Source organism: Gracilimonas sp. (assembly GCF_040218225.1).
GTDB lineage: Bacteria > Bacteroidota > Rhodothermia > Balneolales > Balneolaceae > Gracilimonas.
Map to the genome: position 1 here is coordinate 580,185 of NZ_JAVJQO010000004.1, position 21,260 is coordinate 601,444.

Genomic DNA, 21,260 nt, shown 5'->3' on the forward strand with positions numbered 1-21,260 from the left:
ACATATTATGACAATTGAAAGTTTTTTGGCGACAATTCTAGTAGCTCTAATTCCCAGCACTTTTTCTGTATATATAAATTGGAAAAAGACAGAGAATGAAGTCAAAAATATTAAACGAGAATACGAAAAAAGCTATCTACTAAAATTGGTTGAATCACGATTCGAGGTGTATCCTAGAGCTCTTAAGGGTTTGTCAAAATTATTAAACTATGAAAGTTACATAGATGATGGCCATAACTTAATGGTTGGTGACCTTGAGTCGGATGCTGACATAGTTAATCTATGGTATATGACAGTTGGCTCAACATATATGAGCGATGAAAGTATCTCAGCTTATCAGCAATTCTCATTTGAGATCGACCTATTACGAGCAGGAGGAGAAGGTTTATTAACACCTAAGGATGCTAAATTAGTAACAACTACAGCTAAGAAGTTATTTGATCATCTAAGAAATGATTTAAAACCAAATAAGATTTAATAGCCTCTAAGATGAACGCAACAATAAACTTCGAACTACGAGATCAGAAAGCAGATGCCAACGGTGAAGCCCCTCTTTACCTGCGAATAACCTATGACCGGAAACCGGCTTGGATGAGTTTAGGGATTAGCCTCAAACCGAAAGACTGGAACCGAAATAAACAAAAGGTAAGTCGTTCTCATCGAAGGTGGGATGTACTCAATGAAGAACTGTTAAGAATCAGCGGTCAGGCTCATGATGCTATTCTGGAACTCAAAGAACAAGACCGTCTCAATGCAAAACGAGTTATTCAGCTTCTGAAAGGGCAAGACCGAAAAGATTTCTATACCTATGCCGATAAATACATTAAAGACTTATTCGCTATGGGTTCGGTACGAAGGGCAAAGAATGCGAAAGTCATCCTGAATCAGATAAAAGCATTTAAGAAAGACGAATCTTTTCCGATTCAGGAAATCGACCACCAGTTTATCGATGACTTCTCGACCTACCTGAAAACTGAGCAGTCGAATGCTTCCAATACCATTCGGAAGAAGTTCCAACGGTTATCACATATGCTGAAACGGGCGAAACGGGATGGGATTCTCACGGTGAATCCATTTGATGAATACAAACTCCCTGCCTATCAGAAACCGAAAAAGGAAGCGCTAAGTATCGGGCAAATCCGAAAGATAGAGAAACTTGATCTGCCGAAAGGTTCTTCGATTTGGCATACGAGAAACTACTTCCTGTTTTCGTTCTATAATGCCGGAATCCGTTTCGGGGATTTATGCCTTCTTAAACGGAAAAATATCGTAGATGGCCGTTTAAAATACGTGATGAGTAAAACCACCTCAAATGCCGAACCGAAATACAAGAATATCAAGCTTCGGGATGATTCCTATGAAATACTGGAACGGTATAATTACGGTCAGATGGAAGATGAGTCGTATTTATTCCCGATACTCGATACGGGGAAAAACGTGAATGACCCGTTAATCTTTGATCGGGAAAAGCAGAGTAAAAATGCGATAGCAAATAAGGATTTAAAAAAGATCGCCAAGAAAGCAGAGATTGATTTAACGCTCAGCACGCATATTGCACGGCATTCCTTTGCTAACTATGCCTTAAAAAGTGGAATGGGTGTGTATGCGATTTCCAAAGCATTGGCTCATTACGATTTGGCCACGACTGAATCGTATTTAAAGTCGTTTGATGAAGAGCTACTGGATTCGGAAATGGATGCTTTATTTAATGAATAGTTATGTCTGAATTAATCTTATCACTTGTAAAGCACGTATTATCATCGATCTTTATGGGGTTCATCCTTTGGTATCACTTAGAACGAGGCGTAGTATTTATGCCTTTCGTAGGATGGGTAACAAAAGATGAAAAGCCGGTCTATTTTCAATTAACCATTAATTTTGGTTATGCTGTACTATTTGTACTACTAGTTAGCAGTGTATTAACAGTAACTCATTTCATGGACATCACGGAAGTAGGTGGGTTTTTTGATACCGGTTTTAATGAATAATTTATGCCAGAATCAATTCTTAACGTATTACTAATCGGACTGTTCATAGTTGTTTTGGCGGTATTTATTACCTACCAATTACGAAATGAAGTGGTGATCACTCTTAATGGGAAATTTAAGAAGAAAGATTCACCGGCTTTATTCTATTGGGTGATTGTTGTGAATGTGGCTTTACTTTTAATCTTAATATTACTGCTCACAGATCATATTGGAATAACAGCTATTGAACCCTATATACAGAGCCTCTTTAATGATTAACATATAGTTGAATCATTAGCTACCCGTAAATATAAGCCAGTTACCGAATCTTAAAGGAAAAAGCTTAAAATGGTTAATGAATTAATTCATTAGAAACCGATGCTAAATGAATTAAGCGCAAATTCATTTCTTTAAGCATTATTCATTAAAATTGATCGGGGAATTCATTAATTCGATGATAACTCATTAACGGGATTCAGAAAGTTAAGTCAGAATTGGTTTCTTAAAGGAATTAATGAATAAAATAGAAAATGAAATTCACCAGAAGTAAGCTGTAATGAATAAAAAAGATAATGAAGGGTTTAAAGCTAATATTCCTTTCTACCCTAAAGTGAGCAAGAAAGCATTTTCCATTAATCCAGATGGTTATTCATCAAAAGGGGATGAATTAATCTTTGGAATGTATTCGGACTCGGTAAAAAAGAACGGGTTCACAGCCACGTTTAATGAATTAAAAAAATTCATCAAAGAAACTGCCAAGGAACGGGAAGATTCATTAGAGAAGATCATCCACCATGAAAAGTGGTTTAAGAATGGGATTGAGTTTATAAAAGAATTCCAGCCATATCGGGAAAAAGATGATAAGGATGAGCAAAAAGTTAATGAACTCAATAAATCCTATCCCCGAATAAACTTCGAAGACTTTTTAGAACAGTATGAGAGTTGGTCTTCTTTTCAGTTGGCAAGCCTAATTCATTACGTCGATGAAAATATGGACTACTTTAAACAGGTAACGTTCGCAAAGTTAGAGAGAGACGGTAAGGATTTAAGAGAGGCCATCATTCATTTTGATAAGATCAATTATTTGAATGAACGTACAAAAGACCTAACAGAGCTGATACTTCAAGAGGGGTTAGATAAAAAGATTGAAGAAGATCGGTTTGTTCAAAAAGAAGTTCAGATAAAACAAGAAGAGCAGGAAAGAAAAGAACAGCAGGAGCAAGTTGATAAAGGGGGAAGACCTGAAAAAGTAAGCGATGAATACATAGAGTCATTTATTGTTGATTGGGTGCAGAAAGCCAAAGAAGGCCACGATGATTACAAGCGGTTAATATGGAACTCACCTAAAAAGAAAGGAAAAATTAAATACGCTCGAATTGTCCAGCTACTTATCAATTCATCAGAAGTTGAAAAAATTAATAAGGACACCTACAAAGATGATACGGTGTTGGCTCGAAAGGTAAGTTCATTACTTGAAAAAAATGATTTAACCTAAGTAGAATCTGATTTAAGTAAGTTAAGTCATGTTAAGTTACTGTGTTTCTTACGTTTGTTGATTAATGGTGTTAGCTTCTCCTTCGAACTTAAAATTAGAAGGAGACCATTATGAACTTTGATTCATTTATAGACGACCTGTTACAGCGAATCGAGACGATAGTAGAACGGGTACTCTTAAACGTATTCGAGAGTAAACTTCCTGCGGTTATTCGCAAGACCAACCGAAAGGAATTCATCACAACAGAAGAACTAGAAGAGCTTACCGACTGGTCAAGAGGCAAGATATACTACCTGAGAAAAGAACAAGGTCTGCCATATATCAAAGAAGGTCGAAGCGTACTGTTCAAAATGGAAGACATTGAGCAGTACCTGGAAGAAAATAAAATCCGGATTGATTAAGGCCATTTGTTATGAGTCAATCAGTCATAGATGATTTTGATTTTCAACTCGAAAGTCCAGAAATACAATCGTTAATAAGAAAGGATATAAAACGGTATCAGAAACAGTTTTACTGCGTCAGTGAGGAACAGCGCAGGCAGTTTGAACTGCTAAATACTTTTAAACGTCCGTATTATGAAGCCAAGCATAACGATTACCATTCGAAGGGGTTAATTGAGGTTCACGGGAATAGCTGTAAGATTACATTAGACCCGTTAACAGATATTCAGAAGTTTGGAAAACTGCGGGATGAGCTCCAACGACAAGAAAGACCAAGTGAGCGAATAACGGATAACGTTAATTTTAATCATCAATACAAAAAGACAGGTAAAGCATTCTTTAAGCGTGTAGATGATGACTATGCTAACGAACCACCTAAAAGAAGAAAAGGGGATATCAAAGGGCTAACAAAGAATTCAAGAAGGCGGTTATTGATTCGGGTTAACCAGTGTAATCCCGATGACATCACTAAATTCTTTCATGTAGTGCTTACCTACCCGTCCAGATATCCTGCAGACGGAAAAGAACACAAAGCAGATTTAGACGCATTTTTGAAGCGTTGCAAAAGAAAGTACAGTGAAGAGATAGAGTATCTTTGGCGGTTAGAGTTTCAAGGACGTGGAGCACCTCACTATCATTTAATGATGTACTTACCTGAAGATCAAAATATAGTAGATGTTCGAAAGTGGATTTTGCAAAACTGGTATGAGGTTGCTCAACGATTTTGGGATACTAAACTAATAGATCATTCAAAAGTTGGGACATCAGTTGACCGAATGTTTAGTCTAAAAGGTGGAAGATATTTAACGAAATACATTGCAAAGAGTGACGATGATATTCCCGAAAATCAGGGAAGATTGTGGGGGTGTTCAAGGAATTGGGGAGATGTAGTTTTAAAGCAAGTAGAGCTAACCAAAAAACAGCTTATTCATTTTAGAAGGTTAGTTAAGCGATTTTTAAAAGGTCAGAAAAGAATGCAGAAAATGGCTACTCAGCCAATGAACTTAGTGGTATTTGGCCACTGGAGCTTTTTCACTCATGCCATCGATTGGGTGAAAGACGTGTACTGATGTAAGTTGCTTACCATAGAACTATCAAAGCTTTAAAGGCGTGCACACCGTTGCACGCCTTTTGTGCATTAATGATTATAGTAAATGGACGTTTTACTATAAGTAATCACAGATACAAAAAATGCCCGATTAAGGGCACGAAAAGGTGGTGAAGCAGCGAGCGGGCTTGTTTATAGTCCCATATTTCGCCAACACCTATTCTTCAATCATAAAATGTGACATAAGTGTGTCTTCGATCTTGGGATCTCTAATACCTGGCTTTTTCTCAATCTTCCTTTCTATATGTATCTTATATAAATCCCTGAAGTTCAATCTCACTATTGAATCTTCAATCCTATTGTCAAAATAACCGCTAAACAATTCGTTTTTAGTTGACTCGAAGTTAAAGTGGCCAGTATTACAATTTAAGGCTGTAAATCTACCATTTACATCGAATTGATCACTATCTGTAAATGAGAGATCTGTAATTTTATTTTTTGCTCTATCTGCCCTTAGAAGACTGAAATTGGATTTATAATGTGTTCCTGTTTGTGGCTTCAACCAACCTATGTCTAGTTTTAAATCACGTTTAATTATTTCATCTAAAAAATCGATGTAGGATGAGATAGAATAGTCGCTAAGGATTTGAAATACCTCAATGTTATTCTCTTTAGAAATACTTTCATTAAATAGCATAAAGATTTTTTCTGCTATTGCTTCGGTAGTTGATGACTTGTCAAAAAATGAAGGCTGTGAAAATTTTGGTCTTAAGAATATACTATATGAAGCAGCCGCATTATGGAATACCTCTGTTTTTGCAAACTGAATTACTTCTCTATGCTTATCGGTTTTGGAAGATATTTTACCTCTATTCTTTCCTAGATAAGTATCATAAGCTATTTCTCTATAAACCTTGTCAAATTCAGTAATTGCAACTCCTAACAGGTCTGTATCTATTGTACCATACTTAACCCCTTCACCTGCTAATAAATGAAGGTTGAAGGTCTCAGAGTTTGATTCATAACTAACGGCTTTATGGATGTAGTCATTTATATTAGTACTACTAAGCTTTTCACGGTTGAATTCTTTTAATATTTTTTCGTAATCAACAATATTTTCTCGATCTGCATAAACATCATATCTTGGCAAATAATCGTCTGGGAATTCAGTCTTATTAGCAATTACAACTTTATCCTCTTCCCCTCCATTATCTACAAAGAAGCCAAAACCATCTACCGGATTGAGCATAAGCTGACGATGACTTATCTCTCCATTTATAAAGTTCAACAATAGGTAGTTATTCGTTTTAAAGAAGTAATACCTATCTGTTTTGCCGTCATCGCTACAATCTAACCACTCCCTTACAATAGGAAAGCCATCTTTTGATTTATAAACAACTGTTGAGGGGAATTCTTCAAACAATAAAGTTCCTACCCTTACTAGTTCACTATAAGGTAATACCTCAACCGTTAAGGCTTTTATTTCTTGCATTTTAAATTAATGAGTCAACAATGGCGAATTTACTACTTAAATCAACTCCAACATACTCATGAAGGTCAAAATGTCCTTGTTCATTAGAGTCACATGAAATGCCATCATCCACACTTAAGTTGCCGTTAGCTACATTTTGACCCAACTTCTTATATAGATACGTTTTGTCTTTTGTAATTTCTTTAAACCGGCTTTTTGCTTGTTCAATTGTATCAAAAAAAGATACCGCCCAAAGCCCACAGTCCCGCTTATCTCTTTCTGGAGTAATTTTAATGGGAGGAAGAAAATTATTCGGATGGTTTATATCATCAAAAACCCATCTAAATGCCTCACGATCTTTTGGTGAATAGTCATCCAAATTACAGTGGTCAACTTCCTGCTCGTACTTTAACTCCATTCGCTAGTATAAATTATTTTATCTAATGATCCTATATGGTTCCTAAGATGTAATAGATAGTTGTCATCTATATCAAATTATTAGATTTCAACGATTAAAAAAACATCTAAAATCCAATATTTGTTATACCTATATAACAATAAAACCCTGTAAATCAATGATTTACAGGGTTTATAATCTAGTTTAGTAAATTTTTAAACAGTCATTAAATCTGCTTCTGATTTTTTTTGTTTAAAATCTTCTCTAACAATTTCACTTTTATTAGATACTAATTTATCCATTTTTGAAACTTGATGATTCATATTCATCTTATGAATATTACTAAACCTTTTTTCAGCTAATAAAGAATTTAGTTCATCTAAAAAAGACCTAGAAGCAAATTCAATATCTTTAAAATCAATGACTACATTAGGATAAAGAGTCTTTTTAATCTCTTTATTATATAAAGTGCGTGCTGTCGCTCTATTACTCAAAACGCTTACATTAAGCTTCTTACTAAGATCGATATGTTTAGCGAATATATTCATAGATATCTAGTTTTTGTGCGGGTTTAGTAAAACCCATGTTTACAATAGTACCATTCCAATCAAGATTTTGCAAATTCAGGAAGGTTTTTCGGCCTTGGCTATCTACATAATAACCTGCTGTACCACTTATAACGCAAAAATACCCGTTTAGTTCATTATTTGATAAAAGATTTATTGCGTTTCTAATACCTGTACCCCTTTTGGTCGAGCCAAATTCATCTTTTGCAGATAGAAATTCTTCTATTACTTTTTGCATAGCATCAATTTCAGATTCAACATTTCTCCCAGCATTTAATAAAGACTCATACATACCTATACCATTATCAGCTAAACAAATCTCACAAGAATCATTTCCCGGCCAATACTGTGAAAATATAATACTAGTTGATGCTTCTGAGTGTTCAAATATATTATCAATCATTTCTGTAATTAATAAAGCTGATACATCTTTCCCTATTCTTTGGAGAAATTGTTTATCTGTAATTATATTTCTTTCTAAAAGGGAAATATAAATATCAGATAGTGATCTTAACTTCTGTTCTTTGCCCTCATAGTCCAAATTTGTTAAATCAGCTCTTGTAAGAGGTAAATAGGTTCCGTTATTATCAGTATAATATTCTACCTCTTGTCCGCTAGGAAACCCAATAGTGCCTAAATATCCAGGAATGTCAGAAAAAGATAAATTCTTCGAAAGACCCATTATTGATAGAGGAACAATTGAAATTGGCCGAGCAAAACCGCAAGAATTAAAAGTAACCTCAGCGCCATCTGGTAATACTGATAACGCCCGCATATTATTTATGGATTCCTTCACTCTTTCGAAAGCATCCCAACTATTACCAATGTCAATCATCTAAAATATTTTTTGACAAAGGTAACGATTATTTAAGGTTTTACTTACTACTTAAATTAAGTTGTGTGACAGGGCTTAGAACACGTTTCACACCCGTTTGATTGGGGATAAACTTTTTTTGCTTCTTTTACTGCACTTGCACAACTATCATGCGAACCCAAGCTGGTATAGCTTTTAATTTTGGGAAACCAAATACACGAAGTTTTATGAACTTCATGGTCTCCATTATTCTGAGCATTGTCATTAACTACATAATTTGGCATAATATCCCCGAATTTTATTAAAGGTTAATAGTAAGAGCGAGTTCAGAACAATTCCTTACAAATGTTATACCTATATTATACCCATAAAACAACAAAACCCTGCAAATCAATGACTTACAGGGTTTAAAAGTACGCCCGGAAGGATTCGAACCCTCAGCCTTCTGATCCGAAGTCAGACGCTCTATCCGGTTGAGCTACGGGCGCAGATGTTTTGAATATCGAACACTGAACATTCAATATTGAATGTCGAAGTATTCTTTCAGCATTTCAAAAGGGCATCAAATATAAGAAGAGTTGTACTCAGAAACATCTAAAATCAGCTTCTGATTTATAATATCAGCATGGCATCACCGAAAGAGTAGAACCTGTATTCTTCATTAATGGCATGTTCATAAACCCGTTTCATTTCATCGAATCCCATAAAAGCGGCAACCAGCATAAGGAGGGTGCTTTTGGGAAGGTGAAAGTTGGTAATCAAAGCATCAACTGCTTTAAAGGAATAGCCCGGAGTGATGAAAATGTCGGTTTCCCTGCTTTCCGGGGTGAATTCTCGTTCTGAGTTAGAGGCGGTCTCCAAAACGCGGATACTGGTTGTGCCAACGGCCGTTATATGTTTGGCTGAATTCAATTCTTTACATGTGGATTCTGTAAGCTGAAACCATTCGCTGTGCATGTTGTGTTCGTCCAGGTTTTCCGTTTTAACCGGGGCAAAGGTGCCCAGTCCCACATGCAGGGTGACTTCCGTTTTCTTTATCCCTACATCTTTCAGTTTAGCAAGCAATTCATCCGTGAAATGAAGACCGGCCGTAGGAGCGGCCTTACTTCCCAAATCCTTCGCATAAACGGTTTGATACTCATCGGAAAGAGATTCATCCTGCTCGATGTAAGGAGGAAAGGGGGTGTATTTATACGGTTCCAGCTTTGGGTCGTCCATATCACAGGACAGCACCAGGGTTCGTAATCCGTCTTCGGCAATATTGATTACTCTCGCGGAGATGTCTTCAGCCAATTGAAGCTTTTTGCCCTGCTTAAACTTCTTGCCGGGACGCACCATTGCTTCAATGGTGTTGTTGTTGCTGACGGAGGTTACAAATAGCTCTTTCTTTCCGTCATCAAACAGCAGCCGGCACTTCTCAACTTTGCTGTTATTAACCACCATAGTGGTATCATCCGGCAGGTAGTTGCCGATATTGTAGAAATAGTCATCGGTTATGCTTTTGTCTTCCCGGTTATAAATCAGCAGGCGTGCATGATCTCGGGGATGGGCCGGGGACTGGGCGATGAGCTTTTCGGGAAGATTGTAGTCAAAATCAGAAAGGGTAAATTTCATTCTTAACTAATTGTTGCTATGCAATTTTACCAAATGGTGCTTTCTGCAAGTTGATACTTTTCTTGACCATGGTCTAAATGTCCCCAACTGTAATTGTATGACACAATTCCCTTACCATTTAGAATCATAATATAAGGATAGTAGGGACCTGCGCCTGTCGCTGCATACAAAGTATCACCGTGAGTATGGCTTAATGGGTAAGAGGAATACAGTTTGTAGGAAAAATCTCCCTGGTCTGAAAGCCAGTTTTTTAAACCAAAAAAAGGTGATAATTCTGATTCAACAATCAGTCGGTTATCAGGTTTTTTTCTTATAGTAGATGAAAAGGAATTTTCTGTGAAGGTAGTATCCTGAACACGGACGACTTCCTGGTTTTCATTAAACCGATCTTCATCAAGGTAAGAAGTGAAAGTCGTTGTTGTTACAAAGGTAAATAGCGTATCCTGCCCTTCGGTATTAACGGCAGTAATTTCTACAATCCTGGTTCCTTCGTGTTCGTTTTCATATCTGTCAGTGTGCACATAGCCTGTATAAGTATACTTCCACTTATTGTTTAAGGCCATAGGAAAGAAAACTCCATAGATGGGTTCGATGGTTTCATTCCAAACAATTGGAGTGCGACTTTCTTGAACAACAATCTCTACTTCCTTTGATTGGTGCAGCGAAGATTTCAATTGAAGGGTGTGGCGGCCTTCGGGCAGTTTAAATGAGTATTCTTCTTCTTTTGATATAGCTAATAAAGAATCTCCTTTATAAATACCAACACCTAAAGCCACGGTAGTATCAATGTTCGAGACTTCTGTTAAAGATGGAATAATCTCGTATTCGATTATCTCAGGGTCTTCCCCCGATACGGAATTAGATTCACATGATAGTACTGTGAAAAAGAGTAGTGCAATGTAAAGCAGAGGAATAAAGCGATTCATACCTCAATCTATATTAATCCAAAACAATCTCAAAGAAATTACTCTTGTTGGGTTTAACCTCAACAGTGCGTTTAGCCTGAATACTGCTATCCTGAACAACATATATTTGGAGACTATCCGTAACTTCAAAAAAGCCATCTATGGACCTGAATCCAAGTCCCAAAGCAAGGTAGTTTTGATTTAAAGTGAATTCACCTAAAGCATTTGTGGTAGTAAATGGAAATGATCCGGGTAAGAGACTGTCAGGTTTATTTACCAAAAACAGATTCCTGGTTACCAGATCCTGATTGGTTTCTATTTCATAGCCCAGAATACCATTTGTAAGTAAAGAATCCGGGATTATTATCTCTTGATTGCCAGGTGCAAGAGTGTCATCAAAAAAAGTATAGAATATACTGTCCGCTCCGTGTCTGAATAAAGAAATGGTATAAACAGCTTCAGATTGGATGGTGAAATTAATAGTGTATTCTTCGGCGGCATTTTCCTGTGAAAACCCTCCTGGGTTAAAATGGTTGCGAATATGAATATCTGCGTTCGAAACAGCTTGCCCATTTTCTAACACTACTCCTTCAACTTCTTCGTAGACAGGGATGTCTTTATCATTTATACAGCTGGTAAAAAACAGAATAAAACCTGATAGAACCAGTAAGTGGATGTGTTTCAACTTCAAACCTTTACGTGTACTTTTTGCTTTACGGTTTCAATGATACCGGCAACACCAATTCCTATTTCATCGTGGAGTTCTCGCTGGGTGCCGTGTTCTACTATACGATCGGGAATACCCATTATTTTTAACGTCGGTCTTTCTTCCTTCTCAGCGATATATTCAGCTACCGCACTTCCGAATCCACCCATTTTTGCACCATCTTCAAGGGTGATAATGTGATTATACTCTTGACATACCTGGTCAATCAAATCTGTATCCAGAGGTTTTGCATAGCGCATATCGAAATGCCCGATCTCGATACCCTCTTTTGAGAGGGTCTCAGCGGCTTCGGTTACATATTTTCCAATAGGGCCAAAGCTGAGTATCGCGATATCATCGCCATCTCTCAGTTTGACACCTTTACCAATTTCCATAGGCTCGAATCCTTCCCGAACCTTCATTCCCGTAGCTCTGCCCCGTGGATACCGTATAGCCCATGCTGCATCATCATACTTTGAAGCGGTATACATCATATCCCGTAAATCCTGCTCATTGAGCGGGGAAGAAATGATCATGTTAGGAATCGCTCGCATATATGCGGTGTCGTAAGCACCATGGTGAGTAGGGCCATCAGCACCTACCAGTCCGGCGCGATCAATACAAAAAACAACCGGTAGGTTTTGAATGGCCACATCATGTACCAGCTGGTCATAACCACGCTGCAGGAATGATGAATAAATCGCACAAAAAGCTTTTTTCCCTTCGGTGGCTAAACCGGCGGCAAAAGTAACGGCATGTTGTTCTGCGATGCCAACATCAAAAGCTCGTTCCGGGAAGGTGTTCATCATAGGCCACAGGCTTGAGCCACTTGGCATAGCCGGTGTCATGCTCACAATGCGTTCGTCTTTTTCAGCAAGTTCAACCAAAGCATCGCCAAATACATCCTGGTATTTTGGGATGGGATTTGGCTTTGAAGGAGCGGAAAGGGATTTCCCGGTTATTTTATCAAATGGGCTGCTGGACGCGTGCCATTTTGTTTGTTCACGCTCGGCCGGTGCAAATCCTTTACCTTTAACAGTAACGATATGAAGTAATTTAGGGCCTTTCACATCTCTGAGGTCTTCGAGCATTTTCCGGAGACCATCTACATCATGTCCATCCGTTGGGCCGTAATATTTAAATCCTAAAGAACGGAAAAGTGAACCAGGAGTAAGAGCGGCGGTCATCGCCTTTTCAAGCCGTGAGGCAACCTTGCGCATTTTCTCACCGGCCGATTTAAAGTGTCCGAGCATATCGTACACTTCATCCCTCATCTTATTGAAGGTTTTACTGGTTGTAATGTCAGCCAAATATTCTTTGAGAGCTCCAACATTCGGGTCAATCGACATATTATTGTCGTTTAGAATTACCAGAATGTCGCTGTTCATTGCACCGGCGTTATTCATTGCTTCAAAAGCGAGACCGGCAGTCATGGCGCCATCACCAATTACCGCTACTACTTTTTTGTCAGATTGATCTAAATCACGGGCAACAGCCATGCCCAGCGCAGCAGAAATAGAAGTACTTGAATGGCCAACGCCAAAGGTGTCGTATTCACTTTCAGAACGTTTTGGGAAACCAGAAAGCCCGCCATATAGCCTGTTTGTATGAAATTCATCTCTTCTGCCGGTTAAGATTTTATGTCCATATGCCTGGTGGCCAACATCCCAGACAAGAAGATCTTTTGGGGTGTCATATACATAGTGAAGGGCAGTTGTTAATTCTACAACTCCAAGGCTGGCTCCAAAGTGCCCGCCATGAACGGACACCATATCTATGATATACTGGCGCAACTCATCACATACTTCCTGAAGCTGATCTTCCTCAAGCTTCTTTAGGTCGGAAGGGGAGTTTATCTGAGCAAGTAATTTTCCAGGTGTTGGCTGTTTCTGGTCCATAGGATAAAAATTTACTGGGTATTGGCTTCGTTTACTTGTTCTATACGAAGTTCAGCTTGTTCCAGAATTTCGGTACAAAACTTAGACATTTTCACGCCTTCCTCATATAGCTTTACAGAATCTTCCAGTGTAATCTCTTCATCCTCAAGTTGTTCCACTATTGATTCCAATTTCTTTAAAGCCTCTTCGAAGCTAAGTCGTTCCTTTTCTGCCATTAAGATTTTTGGTCAGGTAATATTGAATAATGTTTAGCCCTGAAGGATACCGGTTTTTTATCAAAAAGGCATCTTTTGATACGGTGTCACCAATGGATTCGATGAATAGATTTTCCATCAGATTCAAAAACGAGGGCTTTTTCCAAACTTGTAAATAACATTTGGGCATCAGTTCGGTGCAGTCGGGCCAAGGCTTCACGGTGTGGGTGACGGAAACGATTCCGTTCTGCCAGCGATACTACGGCTATTTCAGGAGTAACAGAATTCAGGAAAGTGGTTCCTGAACTTGTTCTGCTACCGTGATGCCCCACCTTTAACAGGTCAGTATCCAACAGGTTTTGGTAAGCATGAACCAACCTTTCTTCCTGGTCTTCTCCGGCATCTCCGGTAAACAGGAACTCAGATTCACCATAAATTACATTTACTATCAGGGAGTGTTCATTGGGATCAGAGTTGTAGATATTTCCATCTGGCCCAAGGATCAAAAACAACATGGATGGATCCAGCCCAAGTGTGTCTCCTGAAACCAATGATTTTATAGGTATCGACTTTTCCTCAGCCAGGCTTAGATAAGATTGATAGAGGTTGGAATCGTATTCATATCCTGAGTTGTAAATAATACCAATAGAAATATTATCTATTAAATCGAGGATGCCGCCAATATGATCGGCATGAGGGTGGCTCAGGATAACGGCATCAAGGTGTTTGATCCCGGATGCTTTTAAATGAGGAAGAATAACAGATCTGCCACTGTTATATCCCGGCGACCATACACCAGCATCAATAAGGATGTTTTTGTTATTTGGGGTTTGTAGAAGGGCGGCATCTCCCTGACCGACATCAAAAAAAGTGACACGCAATTTGGCTGGCAGGAGTCTATTTGCTGTATTGAGTGAGAACATCAGGCAGGCGGTTGCTAAAAAGCCGGCGACTAGCTTCCATCGCAATGCGGCCGTTTGCCACGCTGAAATGCCAAGAATTAAAAACAGCCAAAGGATAAAAATCAGGCTGCTATTCAGCGAAGCTGTAGTCCAGGCCCAGTCCCACCCGGCAGCTATATTTACGAAACTACTCATCCATTCAAGGAAAATATAGGAGGGGTAATTCAGTACAAATCCTGCTATCGGAATAAATACTGTAAGGAATAGAGCTATTAAAGAAAGAGGAACTACAACTCCAAGAAAAGGGACAAACAGAGCATTGGCTATAGGGCTAACCAGAGAAATCTCTCCAAAGTAGTAAACCTGTAATGGATATAGCCCGAATTGTACAACTAAAGAAACAATGATTACCATCAGCGGTTTTCCATACCACCGGATACGAACCCAGTATGGAAGCAGGTTTTGAATAACAGGCAGAATGAGAAGTATAATTAGTACGGCTGAGAACGAAAGTTGAAACCCGATATCAAAAAGCTGAGAAGGGTTAATAACCAAAAGAACAATAGCTGCAGCAGCTGTAAGGTTGATGGAGTCGTTTACTTTGTGAAAGAGCTTTCCATAGGTTAGAAAACCAGCCATCACAGATGCCCTCATTACAGAGGGAGAAAAACCGGTGATTCCGGCATAGCCTAATAAAATAAGGATAAGAAGAATGAGCCCGATTTTACTGCCATGCTTTTTTGTCCAGAAGTAGGGAATAATGATCCAGAATGGGGCGATAATAAAACCAACATGCAAACCTGAGACAGCCATAATGTGTGATAGCCCGGCACGAGCAAACGCAGTTTTAGATTCCCAATCCAAATCCTGTTTATAACCAACCAATAATGCTTTGGCAATAGGGGCTGTCTGGTCATCGAAGTTTTTATCAACTAACTCCAGGGCTCTTTCGCGCCACCAAACCCACTCAGAGAGGTTCTTGTTTGGGGTGATTGTAAAACTACTATTCAGTTTTATTTGGGCAGAAAAACCCTGGGACCTCAAATATGCCTGGTAGTCAAAATCATGAGGATTTCGCTTTTCTGAAATGGGAATGATGGTTCCTGTAAACTTAACCCGATCTCCCAAAGTAGCCTTTCCGGCAGCTTCATCTGCCAGTATCCGTGCCCGGAAATCATCACCGGAAACTAAGTTTCCGAAATAAATACTATCAACCTGAAAATCCCACCGTTCTTTCCCCGCAGAGGAAACAGATATAGACTGAATAGAGCCAACTACAGTCACATCTTCCCATTCAGAAACTCTGATGAGCTGTTCTGTTGCTGAGTCTGATTTTTCGGATTGAACCGCCATTCTGAAAATTCCGAATGATGTGATCAACAAAAGAAAAATGAAGATGCATATGTTTGATATTAAAGAGCTGACTGAATTTCGGTTCAACCATTCGATGCTTCCAAAAATGATTGCCAGAGAGGAAAAGAGCACGGCACTTAGCAGGAAAGAGGGAGTGAAAAAGCGGTAAATAAGAATCCCCAAAATCATCAGGAGCACAATTCTAACAGCCGGATACCGGCTAAAAGGAAATCGATATGTGCTTCTTTGCTCCATGTAGGTAAGAGCACTAAAAAATCAATTCCTTACAAAAAAATTGTTCACCGGGGCTGAATGTTGCTCAGAATTTTCAAACAAACAAAAAAGGCCTGATCAGTTAGACCAGGCCTGTAAAGTCCAGAATTATAAAAATCAGTTATTTGAAGGCATGAGCCGGTAAATTCCATCCCCTTCAGCGGAAAAGTAAATATATCCGTCAGGTCCCTGTTCAATAGCTCGGATTCTTCCGGTTCCTTCTACCAGTTTTTGTTCATTAACTATTTCATCGCCTTCTAAATCCAGATGAGCAATATAGGCGAACTTTAATGATCCAACCAGAAGGTCTCCTTTCCAGCCTGGATATTTATCGCTTGTTATGAAGGCCATTCCAGAAGGAGCAATTGAAGGATCCCAATAAGTTACGGGCTGTTCCATGCCATCGCGTGCTGTGTCTTCCGCGAACTCCGTTCCGTCATAATTAATGCCATAGCTTATAACAGGCCAGCCATAATTTTTGGCAGGTTCAATAATATTGACTTCGTCTCCACCGCGCGGGCCATGTTCGTGTGCCCAAACCAATCCACTTTCAGGATGAACGGCCATACCTTGTGGATTTCTGTGTCCGTATGAATACATGGCATCAAGGCCCTCTTTTCCAACGAAAGGGTTATCTGAAGGGATAGTGCCGTCAGCATTAAGACGGTAAATTTTACCACCGTCACGATTTAGGTCTTGAGGGTTAACGCTCCTGTTGCCCCGGTCACCAATGGAGAAAAACAGGTGTCCATTCTCGTCAAAAACAACTCTGCTGCCATAGTGCTGGCCACGGTTTGAATTAGGTTCACCTTTATAAATTTCCTCTATAGAGGTAAGGCTGTTTCCATCTAACTTAGCACGAATAATTTTTGTGTTACTGCCGGATCCTTCACCAGCACTGGATGAATAAGAAAAGTAAATCCAGCCATTTTCTTCATAGTCCGGATGGGGTTTCACGTCCAGAAACCCGCCCTGTCCGTTTACATCAAGGTCTGAAGGAATACCATCTGTTATTTCAGCAATAATTTCACCGTTGTTAATACGATAAAGCACGCCACTTTTCTCGGTTACCAGCATTTCACCATTTGGAAGGAAGGCAATGCCCCACCCAATTCGGATACCTTCAACCACCAGCTCAGCTTCTACGTTAAGGTTACTTTTAACATCACTGGTCTGGCTGTTGCATCCGGTTGTGAGCAAGAGTAAGGTTAAAAACGGCAAGAAGTTCTTTGTCAGTTTTTTTAAAGTCATCATAAAATTTATTGTTAATGCTGATTATTGATATAGGAATTGGCGGAACTCATCTACGCCCATATAACCTGTTTTCTTCTTGATAACGTTTCCTTGTGCATCTAAAATCAGTGACGTTGGGAAAACATAAGCACCTTTGCTTTGAGCCAACTCTTTAGATGGAATCAGCTGCCCGTTGAATTTTACAGGTTCTGTAGAATTCCCATCAAGACGAACGGGGATATAATTAGCATACATAACCTGCTGAACGGTAGAATCAGGGAATACCTCTCGGTCCATTGCCCGGCAGTATTTACACCCAATTTCATAGACATCAACAAAAATAAGTTTGTCTGAAGAGGCTGCAACAGATTGCGCTTCAGCAAGGGTATACCATTTTACACTTTCTTTCAGGTCGTCATTGGAAATTTGATCCAAAGACCGCACAAGAAAAAACCCTAAAAAAATCAGTGCAAAAACAACAAAAAGGTACCGTTTATTCATCTTTTGGAAATTAACATTTTAAGTAAGAATTTAGGATGGCAATCAACGTTTACTTCAAGAGTAAATTAAAATAACAAATTTATATAGAAATGACGTACATCAATAGCTCATATTTCTTGACATTAAGTATTGTTTTGTTTGTAGCAGCCGGCTGCGCATCAATGAATGAAGCTCGTAAAGAGCGGTACGAAAGAAACTATTTGGGTGATATCAGCAATGTAGCTGATCAAGCTTCGCTGGCTTTTTTACAGTCTGGAATTAACGTTGAAAGTTCTGGCTGGGATGAATCCAAGAGTACCTATGAAATTCTGGGTTATATTCAGATGCCGGCTTCCAATGCCCGGAATCTTGTTGGTAATAAAGAAGGGACTATCAATGTTGCTAAGGTTGTGATGAGGATTACAAAAGTTGGAGACGAAGTTGTACATACTAATATTGATACCAGTACGCAGGGAACTCATGCTATGGCGTCAAGTGCTGATGGCAACATAACCGTAGGAAATCCTGAGGAAGATATTTACAACATTCTTGATAAAAAGTTTAAAAGACAAGGTAAAGAGGTAGCAAACTAGGGCGTGATTCATTGAAGAATACGGTAGTGCAAACATATCGACTGGGAGAAGTAGAGGTAAAAGTCACCGAAACGGATAAAGAAAATAAGCTAAAAGTAGAGTGCTTTGACGGGGAATACCGGTCTGAGTTTACGGTAAGTGAATATGAGTTTAAAAATTACCGGCGACTGATGAATCAGCGTATAACCCAGGCTTACAAAAATATTGATGAAGAAGAGGGAGATTAAAAGCCAGCACCACCAGACACAAGCAGGTAAACCAGAATAAAACTGCTTACGGAAAGCACGAGCCCTACCATAAATACATTATAAGCGATTCTGATTAGTCTGTACTTTTCTGAAAGTACTGATCCCAAGCCATATAAATCGCGGGCCATAGTATCGTAAAGTCGTTCGCTGTTGGTCATTAGCTCTTCCATGCCCGTTACGTAATCTTCTCTGTTCAGCTTATTAAAATTCCCGAAAAATAGAATATTAGAGCGGTTTGAACGCACATCTTCCAGTGTGACGTCTTCTTTACTTACCCTTGGGCGGGCAGCGAGAACAGAATACACAAGGGCAATCATACAGGTTACCAGCAGGATAGAAGTGGGAATCAGCAGCCATGGATTCGAATCTATCTTAGGAGATATAGAAGCAATAATAATGGATATGATTATGCCATTAATGCTAATCATGATATTGGATTTGTTATCCGCAATGGCACTTAATTCGATATGGGTTCGGTAAGAAGTCCGAAACATATCTGAAACTCCCCGTTTGCGTGAGCCGAGATCTTTTTTTTCTTCTTCCGCCTGAGGGGCTTCCTGTTGTGTGTCTGACATAGTTAATTCCCGAATTGTGAGTATTTAAGATACGAAAAAACCAATGAATTAATGAGCTTTAAGGTGGGCTTTAGATTCTTTGGGCAGCCCAATTTTATCTACTAGCTCATCAAAGCGCGGGTCATCTTGAAGGTTTCGTATTACCGGAAGAGTCTTTATCAGGAGCAGTGAACCGAGCCTGTTTTTTAATGCCTTATTCAGGTATTTGAAAGCCAGGTCTTTATCTCCCAGGGCAGCATAAACCATAGCAAAATCCAGTGTGAGGTTTTGATTAGGCTGATCTTGTGCACGTTTCTTAATTAACTCAATGCTTTCTTCTGTTCGTTTTTTATCACCCATTAAAGCATAGATGCAAGCCAGCTGGGAACCACCTTTGTGCTTGGAATCAATAAGGTCAATATATTTTTTAGCTGCCCTAAGTGCTTTATCATACTTTTTCTGACTCATGTAAACGAGTGCTTTTCCTTCGAGCGCAGCTCTGAACACAGGGTCTAAATCGAGGGCCTCGTTGAAGGAATTAAGGGCTTTTTCATAATTCCCTACCACCCAGTGTGCACGTCCTAGCTCAAGCAACGCAGGGAGGGAAAGGGGGTCAATTTTTGCAGCCGCCTCAGCTTGTTGAAGCATTTTATCAAAACGGCCAACAATACGATTATAAAAAGAGAGAGCCTGCCGGGCTTCACTGCTATTTGGTTCCATTGTGATGGCCTTCCGCAGGTTCGATTCGGCCGTATAAAAATCCCACTTGAAAAACAGGTTTACAAAGCCAAGAGCAATGTAAGAGTCGGCTCTGGAATTATTAATCTCAATAGCTTTGAGGGCATTCTTCTCTGCTTTGGTAAAAGCTTTTTCACCTGACATGTGACCTATAGTTCCCAGATAGGTATAGCAGTTGGCAAGGTATGAGTAAGCATTGGTGTACGTGTTGCACTCGTCGATGGCTTTTTCGAAGAAGGTAATTGCTTTTCGGACGGTTTCAGGAGATCGTTTGTTCCAATAAAAAAGTCCCTGCAGGTAGTAGTTGTAGGCATCGATATTTTGAGTTGGTGATTCGTAAAGCCTTCCTTTATCCTGTTCTGTGAAGCTGTCTTCCAGCCGCCCTACAATTTTACGGGCAATTTCGTCCTGAACGGTAAAAATATCTTTTAATTCCCCTTCAAAATTTTCCGACCAAATGTGGAAGCCGTCATCTGCATTTATTAACTGTGCTGTCACCCTGATTCGATTTCCAGCTTTTCGAACGCTTCCCTCTAATATGGCAGCAACATTTAATTCTTTACCGATATCCCGGATGTCTTTGGTTACTTTTTTATAGGCAAAAACGGATGTTCGGGAAGCTACACGCAAATCTTTCACTCGTGTAAGTGTATTGATAATCTCTTCTGTTATACCATCACTAAAATACTCGTTATCAGGTTCTGAGCTGAAATTAGAAAAGGGCAGCACAGCTATGCTCTTTTGGGTACTGCCTGTAAGTTCTTCGATATAACTTTGTTTGGGAATTTCGAGACCTCGATCGGCAAGTGCATAAATACTTATTGGGATGTAAATATTTTTCAGCTCGTGTTCACCAAAAGCTTCTACTCTTATACCCGGGTGGTTTTTGACTTCATCAAAAACCTTTCCTGAAATCATAACAGAACCTGTTATACCCAAAGACTGAACCCTTGCTGCAACATTAACGGCATCTCCGTAAATGCCCTCATCATCATAAACAACATCCCCTATATGTATACCTATTCGTAAAGGAACCTTTGGTTCTTTTCTGAGCTCAGCCTGAATTTCTTTGGCGCAATTTACGGCGTCAAGAGCGCTGCCAAACATAATGAGTGTGCCATCCCCATAGTACTGCATCACCTGGCCATGATACTTTAGCAGGTATTCCTCGATTACAGAGCGCTGATGGTCTCTGACTGCTTTCGCACTTTCTTCATCTTCTTGCATCATTTTTGAGTAGCCGACAATATCGGCGAACATGATGGCGGCGAGCAATCGTATGTTATTAGTCTGGGCCATTTAATATGGCATTGTGATTTGGTGATTTAGGAAGGTTCGACCTGATCAAATATAATCAATAAAAGAGCCCGA

At 39.3% G+C, this 21,260-nt stretch carries 24 protein-coding genes and 1 tRNA gene; 10 read left to right on the forward strand and 15 right to left on the reverse strand.

All coding sequences use genetic code 11. From position 1 onward, the window contains the following. The first annotated feature begins 7 nt into the window (after positions 1–7). The 7 genes from RIB15_RS06630 to RIB15_RS06660 all read left to right on the forward strand — a co-directional run bounded on the left by RIB15_RS06630 (position 8) and on the right by RIB15_RS06660 (position 4,972). The gene (locus tag RIB15_RS06630; protein ID WP_350201367.1) at positions 8–478 is read left to right on the forward strand and encodes a hypothetical protein; all 471 of its coding nucleotides are present in this window, start codon (positions 8–10) and stop codon (positions 476–478) included. Positions 479–489: 11 nt separating this feature from the next. Beyond that, entirely contained in the window at positions 490–1,716 is a 1,227-nt protein-coding gene (locus RIB15_RS06635; protein ID WP_350201368.1) for a phage integrase SAM-like domain-containing protein, read from the forward strand. A 2-nt stretch (positions 1,717–1,718) separates the two neighbouring features. After that, positions 1,719–1,988, forward strand: coding sequence for a hypothetical protein (locus RIB15_RS06640; RefSeq protein WP_350201369.1), 270 nt, complete (start codon positions 1,719–1,721; stop codon positions 1,986–1,988). A gap of 3 nt (positions 1,989–1,991) precedes the next feature. Beyond that, positions 1,992–2,246 carry a hypothetical protein gene (locus RIB15_RS06645; RefSeq protein ID WP_350201370.1) on the forward strand — a complete coding sequence of 85 codons (255 nt, stop codon included), beginning with the start codon at positions 1,992–1,994 and terminating at the stop codon, positions 2,244–2,246. Positions 2,247–2,523: 277 nt separating this feature from the next. After that, positions 2,524–3,462: a hypothetical protein gene (locus tag RIB15_RS06650; protein WP_350201371.1), complete on the forward strand. Its 939-nt coding sequence runs from the start codon at positions 2,524–2,526 to the stop codon at positions 3,460–3,462. 110 nt (positions 3,463–3,572) lie between these two features. Beyond that, positions 3,573–3,863: a helix-turn-helix domain-containing protein gene (locus RIB15_RS06655; RefSeq protein ID WP_350201372.1), complete on the forward strand. Its 291-nt coding sequence runs from the start codon at positions 3,573–3,575 to the stop codon at positions 3,861–3,863. Positions 3,864–3,874: 11 nt separating this feature from the next. Beyond that, positions 3,875–4,972: a rolling circle replication-associated protein gene (locus RIB15_RS06660; protein ID WP_350201373.1), complete on the forward strand. Its 1,098-nt coding sequence runs from the start codon at positions 3,875–3,877 to the stop codon at positions 4,970–4,972. Between the two features lie 195 nt (positions 4,973–5,167). Here the strand turns inward: RIB15_RS06660 and RIB15_RS06665 are convergent, their stop codons facing one another. The 11 genes from RIB15_RS06665 to RIB15_RS06715 form a co-directional block, all read right to left on the reverse strand. Beyond that, complete coding sequence (locus RIB15_RS06665) at positions 5,168–6,442, reverse strand: hypothetical protein (protein ID WP_350201374.1); 1,275 nt, start codon at positions 6,440–6,442, stop codon at positions 5,168–5,170. 1 nt (position 6,443) lies between these two features. Then, positions 6,444–6,839 (reverse strand): hypothetical protein, encoded by a 396-nt coding sequence (locus tag RIB15_RS06670; protein ID WP_350201375.1) that lies wholly within the window; start codon positions 6,837–6,839, stop codon positions 6,444–6,446. A gap of 194 nt (positions 6,840–7,033) precedes the next feature. Further along, positions 7,034–7,366 carry a hypothetical protein gene (locus RIB15_RS06675; protein WP_350201376.1) on the reverse strand — a complete coding sequence of 111 codons (333 nt, stop codon included), beginning with the start codon at positions 7,364–7,366 and terminating at the stop codon, positions 7,034–7,036. After that, a complete protein-coding gene (locus tag RIB15_RS06680) occupies positions 7,350–8,219 on the reverse strand; it encodes an ATP-binding protein (protein ID WP_350201377.1) in 870 nt (289 codons plus the stop codon). Before RIB15_RS06680 ends, RIB15_RS06675 begins: the two co-directional genes overlap by 17 nt. A gap of 393 nt (positions 8,220–8,612) precedes the next feature. Then, a tRNA-Arg gene (locus RIB15_RS06685) sits at positions 8,613–8,686 on the reverse strand. A gap of 124 nt (positions 8,687–8,810) precedes the next feature. After that, on the reverse strand, positions 8,811–9,812 hold the full coding sequence (gene queA / locus RIB15_RS06690; protein ID WP_350201378.1) for a tRNA preQ1(34) S-adenosylmethionine ribosyltransferase-isomerase QueA: 1,002 nt from the start codon (positions 9,810–9,812) through the stop codon (positions 8,811–8,813). A gap of 26 nt (positions 9,813–9,838) precedes the next feature. Beyond that, complete coding sequence (locus tag RIB15_RS06695; protein ID WP_350201379.1) at positions 9,839–10,738, reverse strand: hypothetical protein; 900 nt, start codon at positions 10,736–10,738, stop codon at positions 9,839–9,841. A gap of 13 nt (positions 10,739–10,751) precedes the next feature. Next, complete coding sequence (locus RIB15_RS06700; protein WP_350201380.1) at positions 10,752–11,402, reverse strand: hypothetical protein; 651 nt, start codon at positions 11,400–11,402, stop codon at positions 10,752–10,754. A gap of 2 nt (positions 11,403–11,404) precedes the next feature. Further along, entirely contained in the window at positions 11,405–13,321 is a 1,917-nt protein-coding gene (dxs, locus tag RIB15_RS06705) for a 1-deoxy-D-xylulose-5-phosphate synthase (RefSeq protein WP_350201381.1), read from the reverse strand. A gap of 11 nt (positions 13,322–13,332) precedes the next feature. Then, complete coding sequence (gene xseB, locus RIB15_RS06710) at positions 13,333–13,536, reverse strand: exodeoxyribonuclease VII small subunit (protein WP_044146242.1); 204 nt, start codon at positions 13,534–13,536, stop codon at positions 13,333–13,335. 86 nt (positions 13,537–13,622) lie between these two features. Beyond that, positions 13,623–15,857 (reverse strand): DNA internalization-related competence protein ComEC/Rec2, encoded by a 2,235-nt coding sequence (locus tag RIB15_RS06715; RefSeq protein WP_350201453.1) that lies wholly within the window; start codon positions 15,855–15,857, stop codon positions 13,623–13,625. Between RIB15_RS06715 and RIB15_RS06720 the strand changes: the two genes are divergently transcribed. Further along, a complete protein-coding gene (locus RIB15_RS06720; protein WP_350201454.1) occupies positions 15,808–15,939 on the forward strand; it encodes a hypothetical protein in 132 nt (43 codons plus the stop codon). The genes RIB15_RS06715 and RIB15_RS06720 overlap by 50 nt on opposite strands. A 221-nt stretch (positions 15,940–16,160) precedes the next feature. Here RIB15_RS06720 and RIB15_RS06725 read toward each other — a convergent pair whose 3' ends face one another. Both RIB15_RS06725 and RIB15_RS06730 read right to left on the reverse strand, forming a co-directional pair. Further along, positions 16,161–17,297: a PQQ-dependent sugar dehydrogenase gene (locus RIB15_RS06725; protein ID WP_350201382.1), complete on the reverse strand. Its 1,137-nt coding sequence runs from the start codon at positions 17,295–17,297 to the stop codon at positions 16,161–16,163. Positions 17,298–17,318: 21 nt separating this feature from the next. Continuing rightward, a complete protein-coding gene (locus tag RIB15_RS06730) occupies positions 17,319–17,777 on the reverse strand; it encodes a thioredoxin family protein (protein ID WP_350201383.1) in 459 nt (152 codons plus the stop codon). A gap of 89 nt (positions 17,778–17,866) precedes the next feature. Between RIB15_RS06730 and RIB15_RS06735 the strand changes: the two genes are divergently transcribed. Beyond that, on the forward strand, positions 17,867–18,349 hold the full coding sequence (locus tag RIB15_RS06735) for a hypothetical protein (RefSeq protein WP_350201384.1): 483 nt from the start codon (positions 17,867–17,869) through the stop codon (positions 18,347–18,349). 11 nt (positions 18,350–18,360) lie between these two features. Continuing rightward, positions 18,361–18,576 carry a hypothetical protein gene (locus RIB15_RS06740; RefSeq protein ID WP_350201385.1) on the forward strand — a complete coding sequence of 72 codons (216 nt, stop codon included), beginning with the start codon at positions 18,361–18,363 and terminating at the stop codon, positions 18,574–18,576. On the opposite strand, the gene RIB15_RS06745 is transcribed toward RIB15_RS06740, so the two are convergent. Further along, positions 18,573–19,172, reverse strand: a complete 600-nt coding sequence (locus RIB15_RS06745; protein ID WP_350201386.1) for a Pycsar system effector family protein — start codon at positions 19,170–19,172, stop codon at positions 18,573–18,575. The two genes, RIB15_RS06740 and RIB15_RS06745, sit on opposite strands and share 4 nt — an antisense overlap. A 48-nt stretch (positions 19,173–19,220) precedes the next feature. Next, positions 19,221–21,188: a TPR end-of-group domain-containing protein gene (locus tag RIB15_RS06750; protein WP_350201387.1), complete on the reverse strand. Its 1,968-nt coding sequence runs from the start codon at positions 21,186–21,188 to the stop codon at positions 19,221–19,223. Between the last annotated feature and the right edge of the window lie 72 nt (positions 21,189–21,260).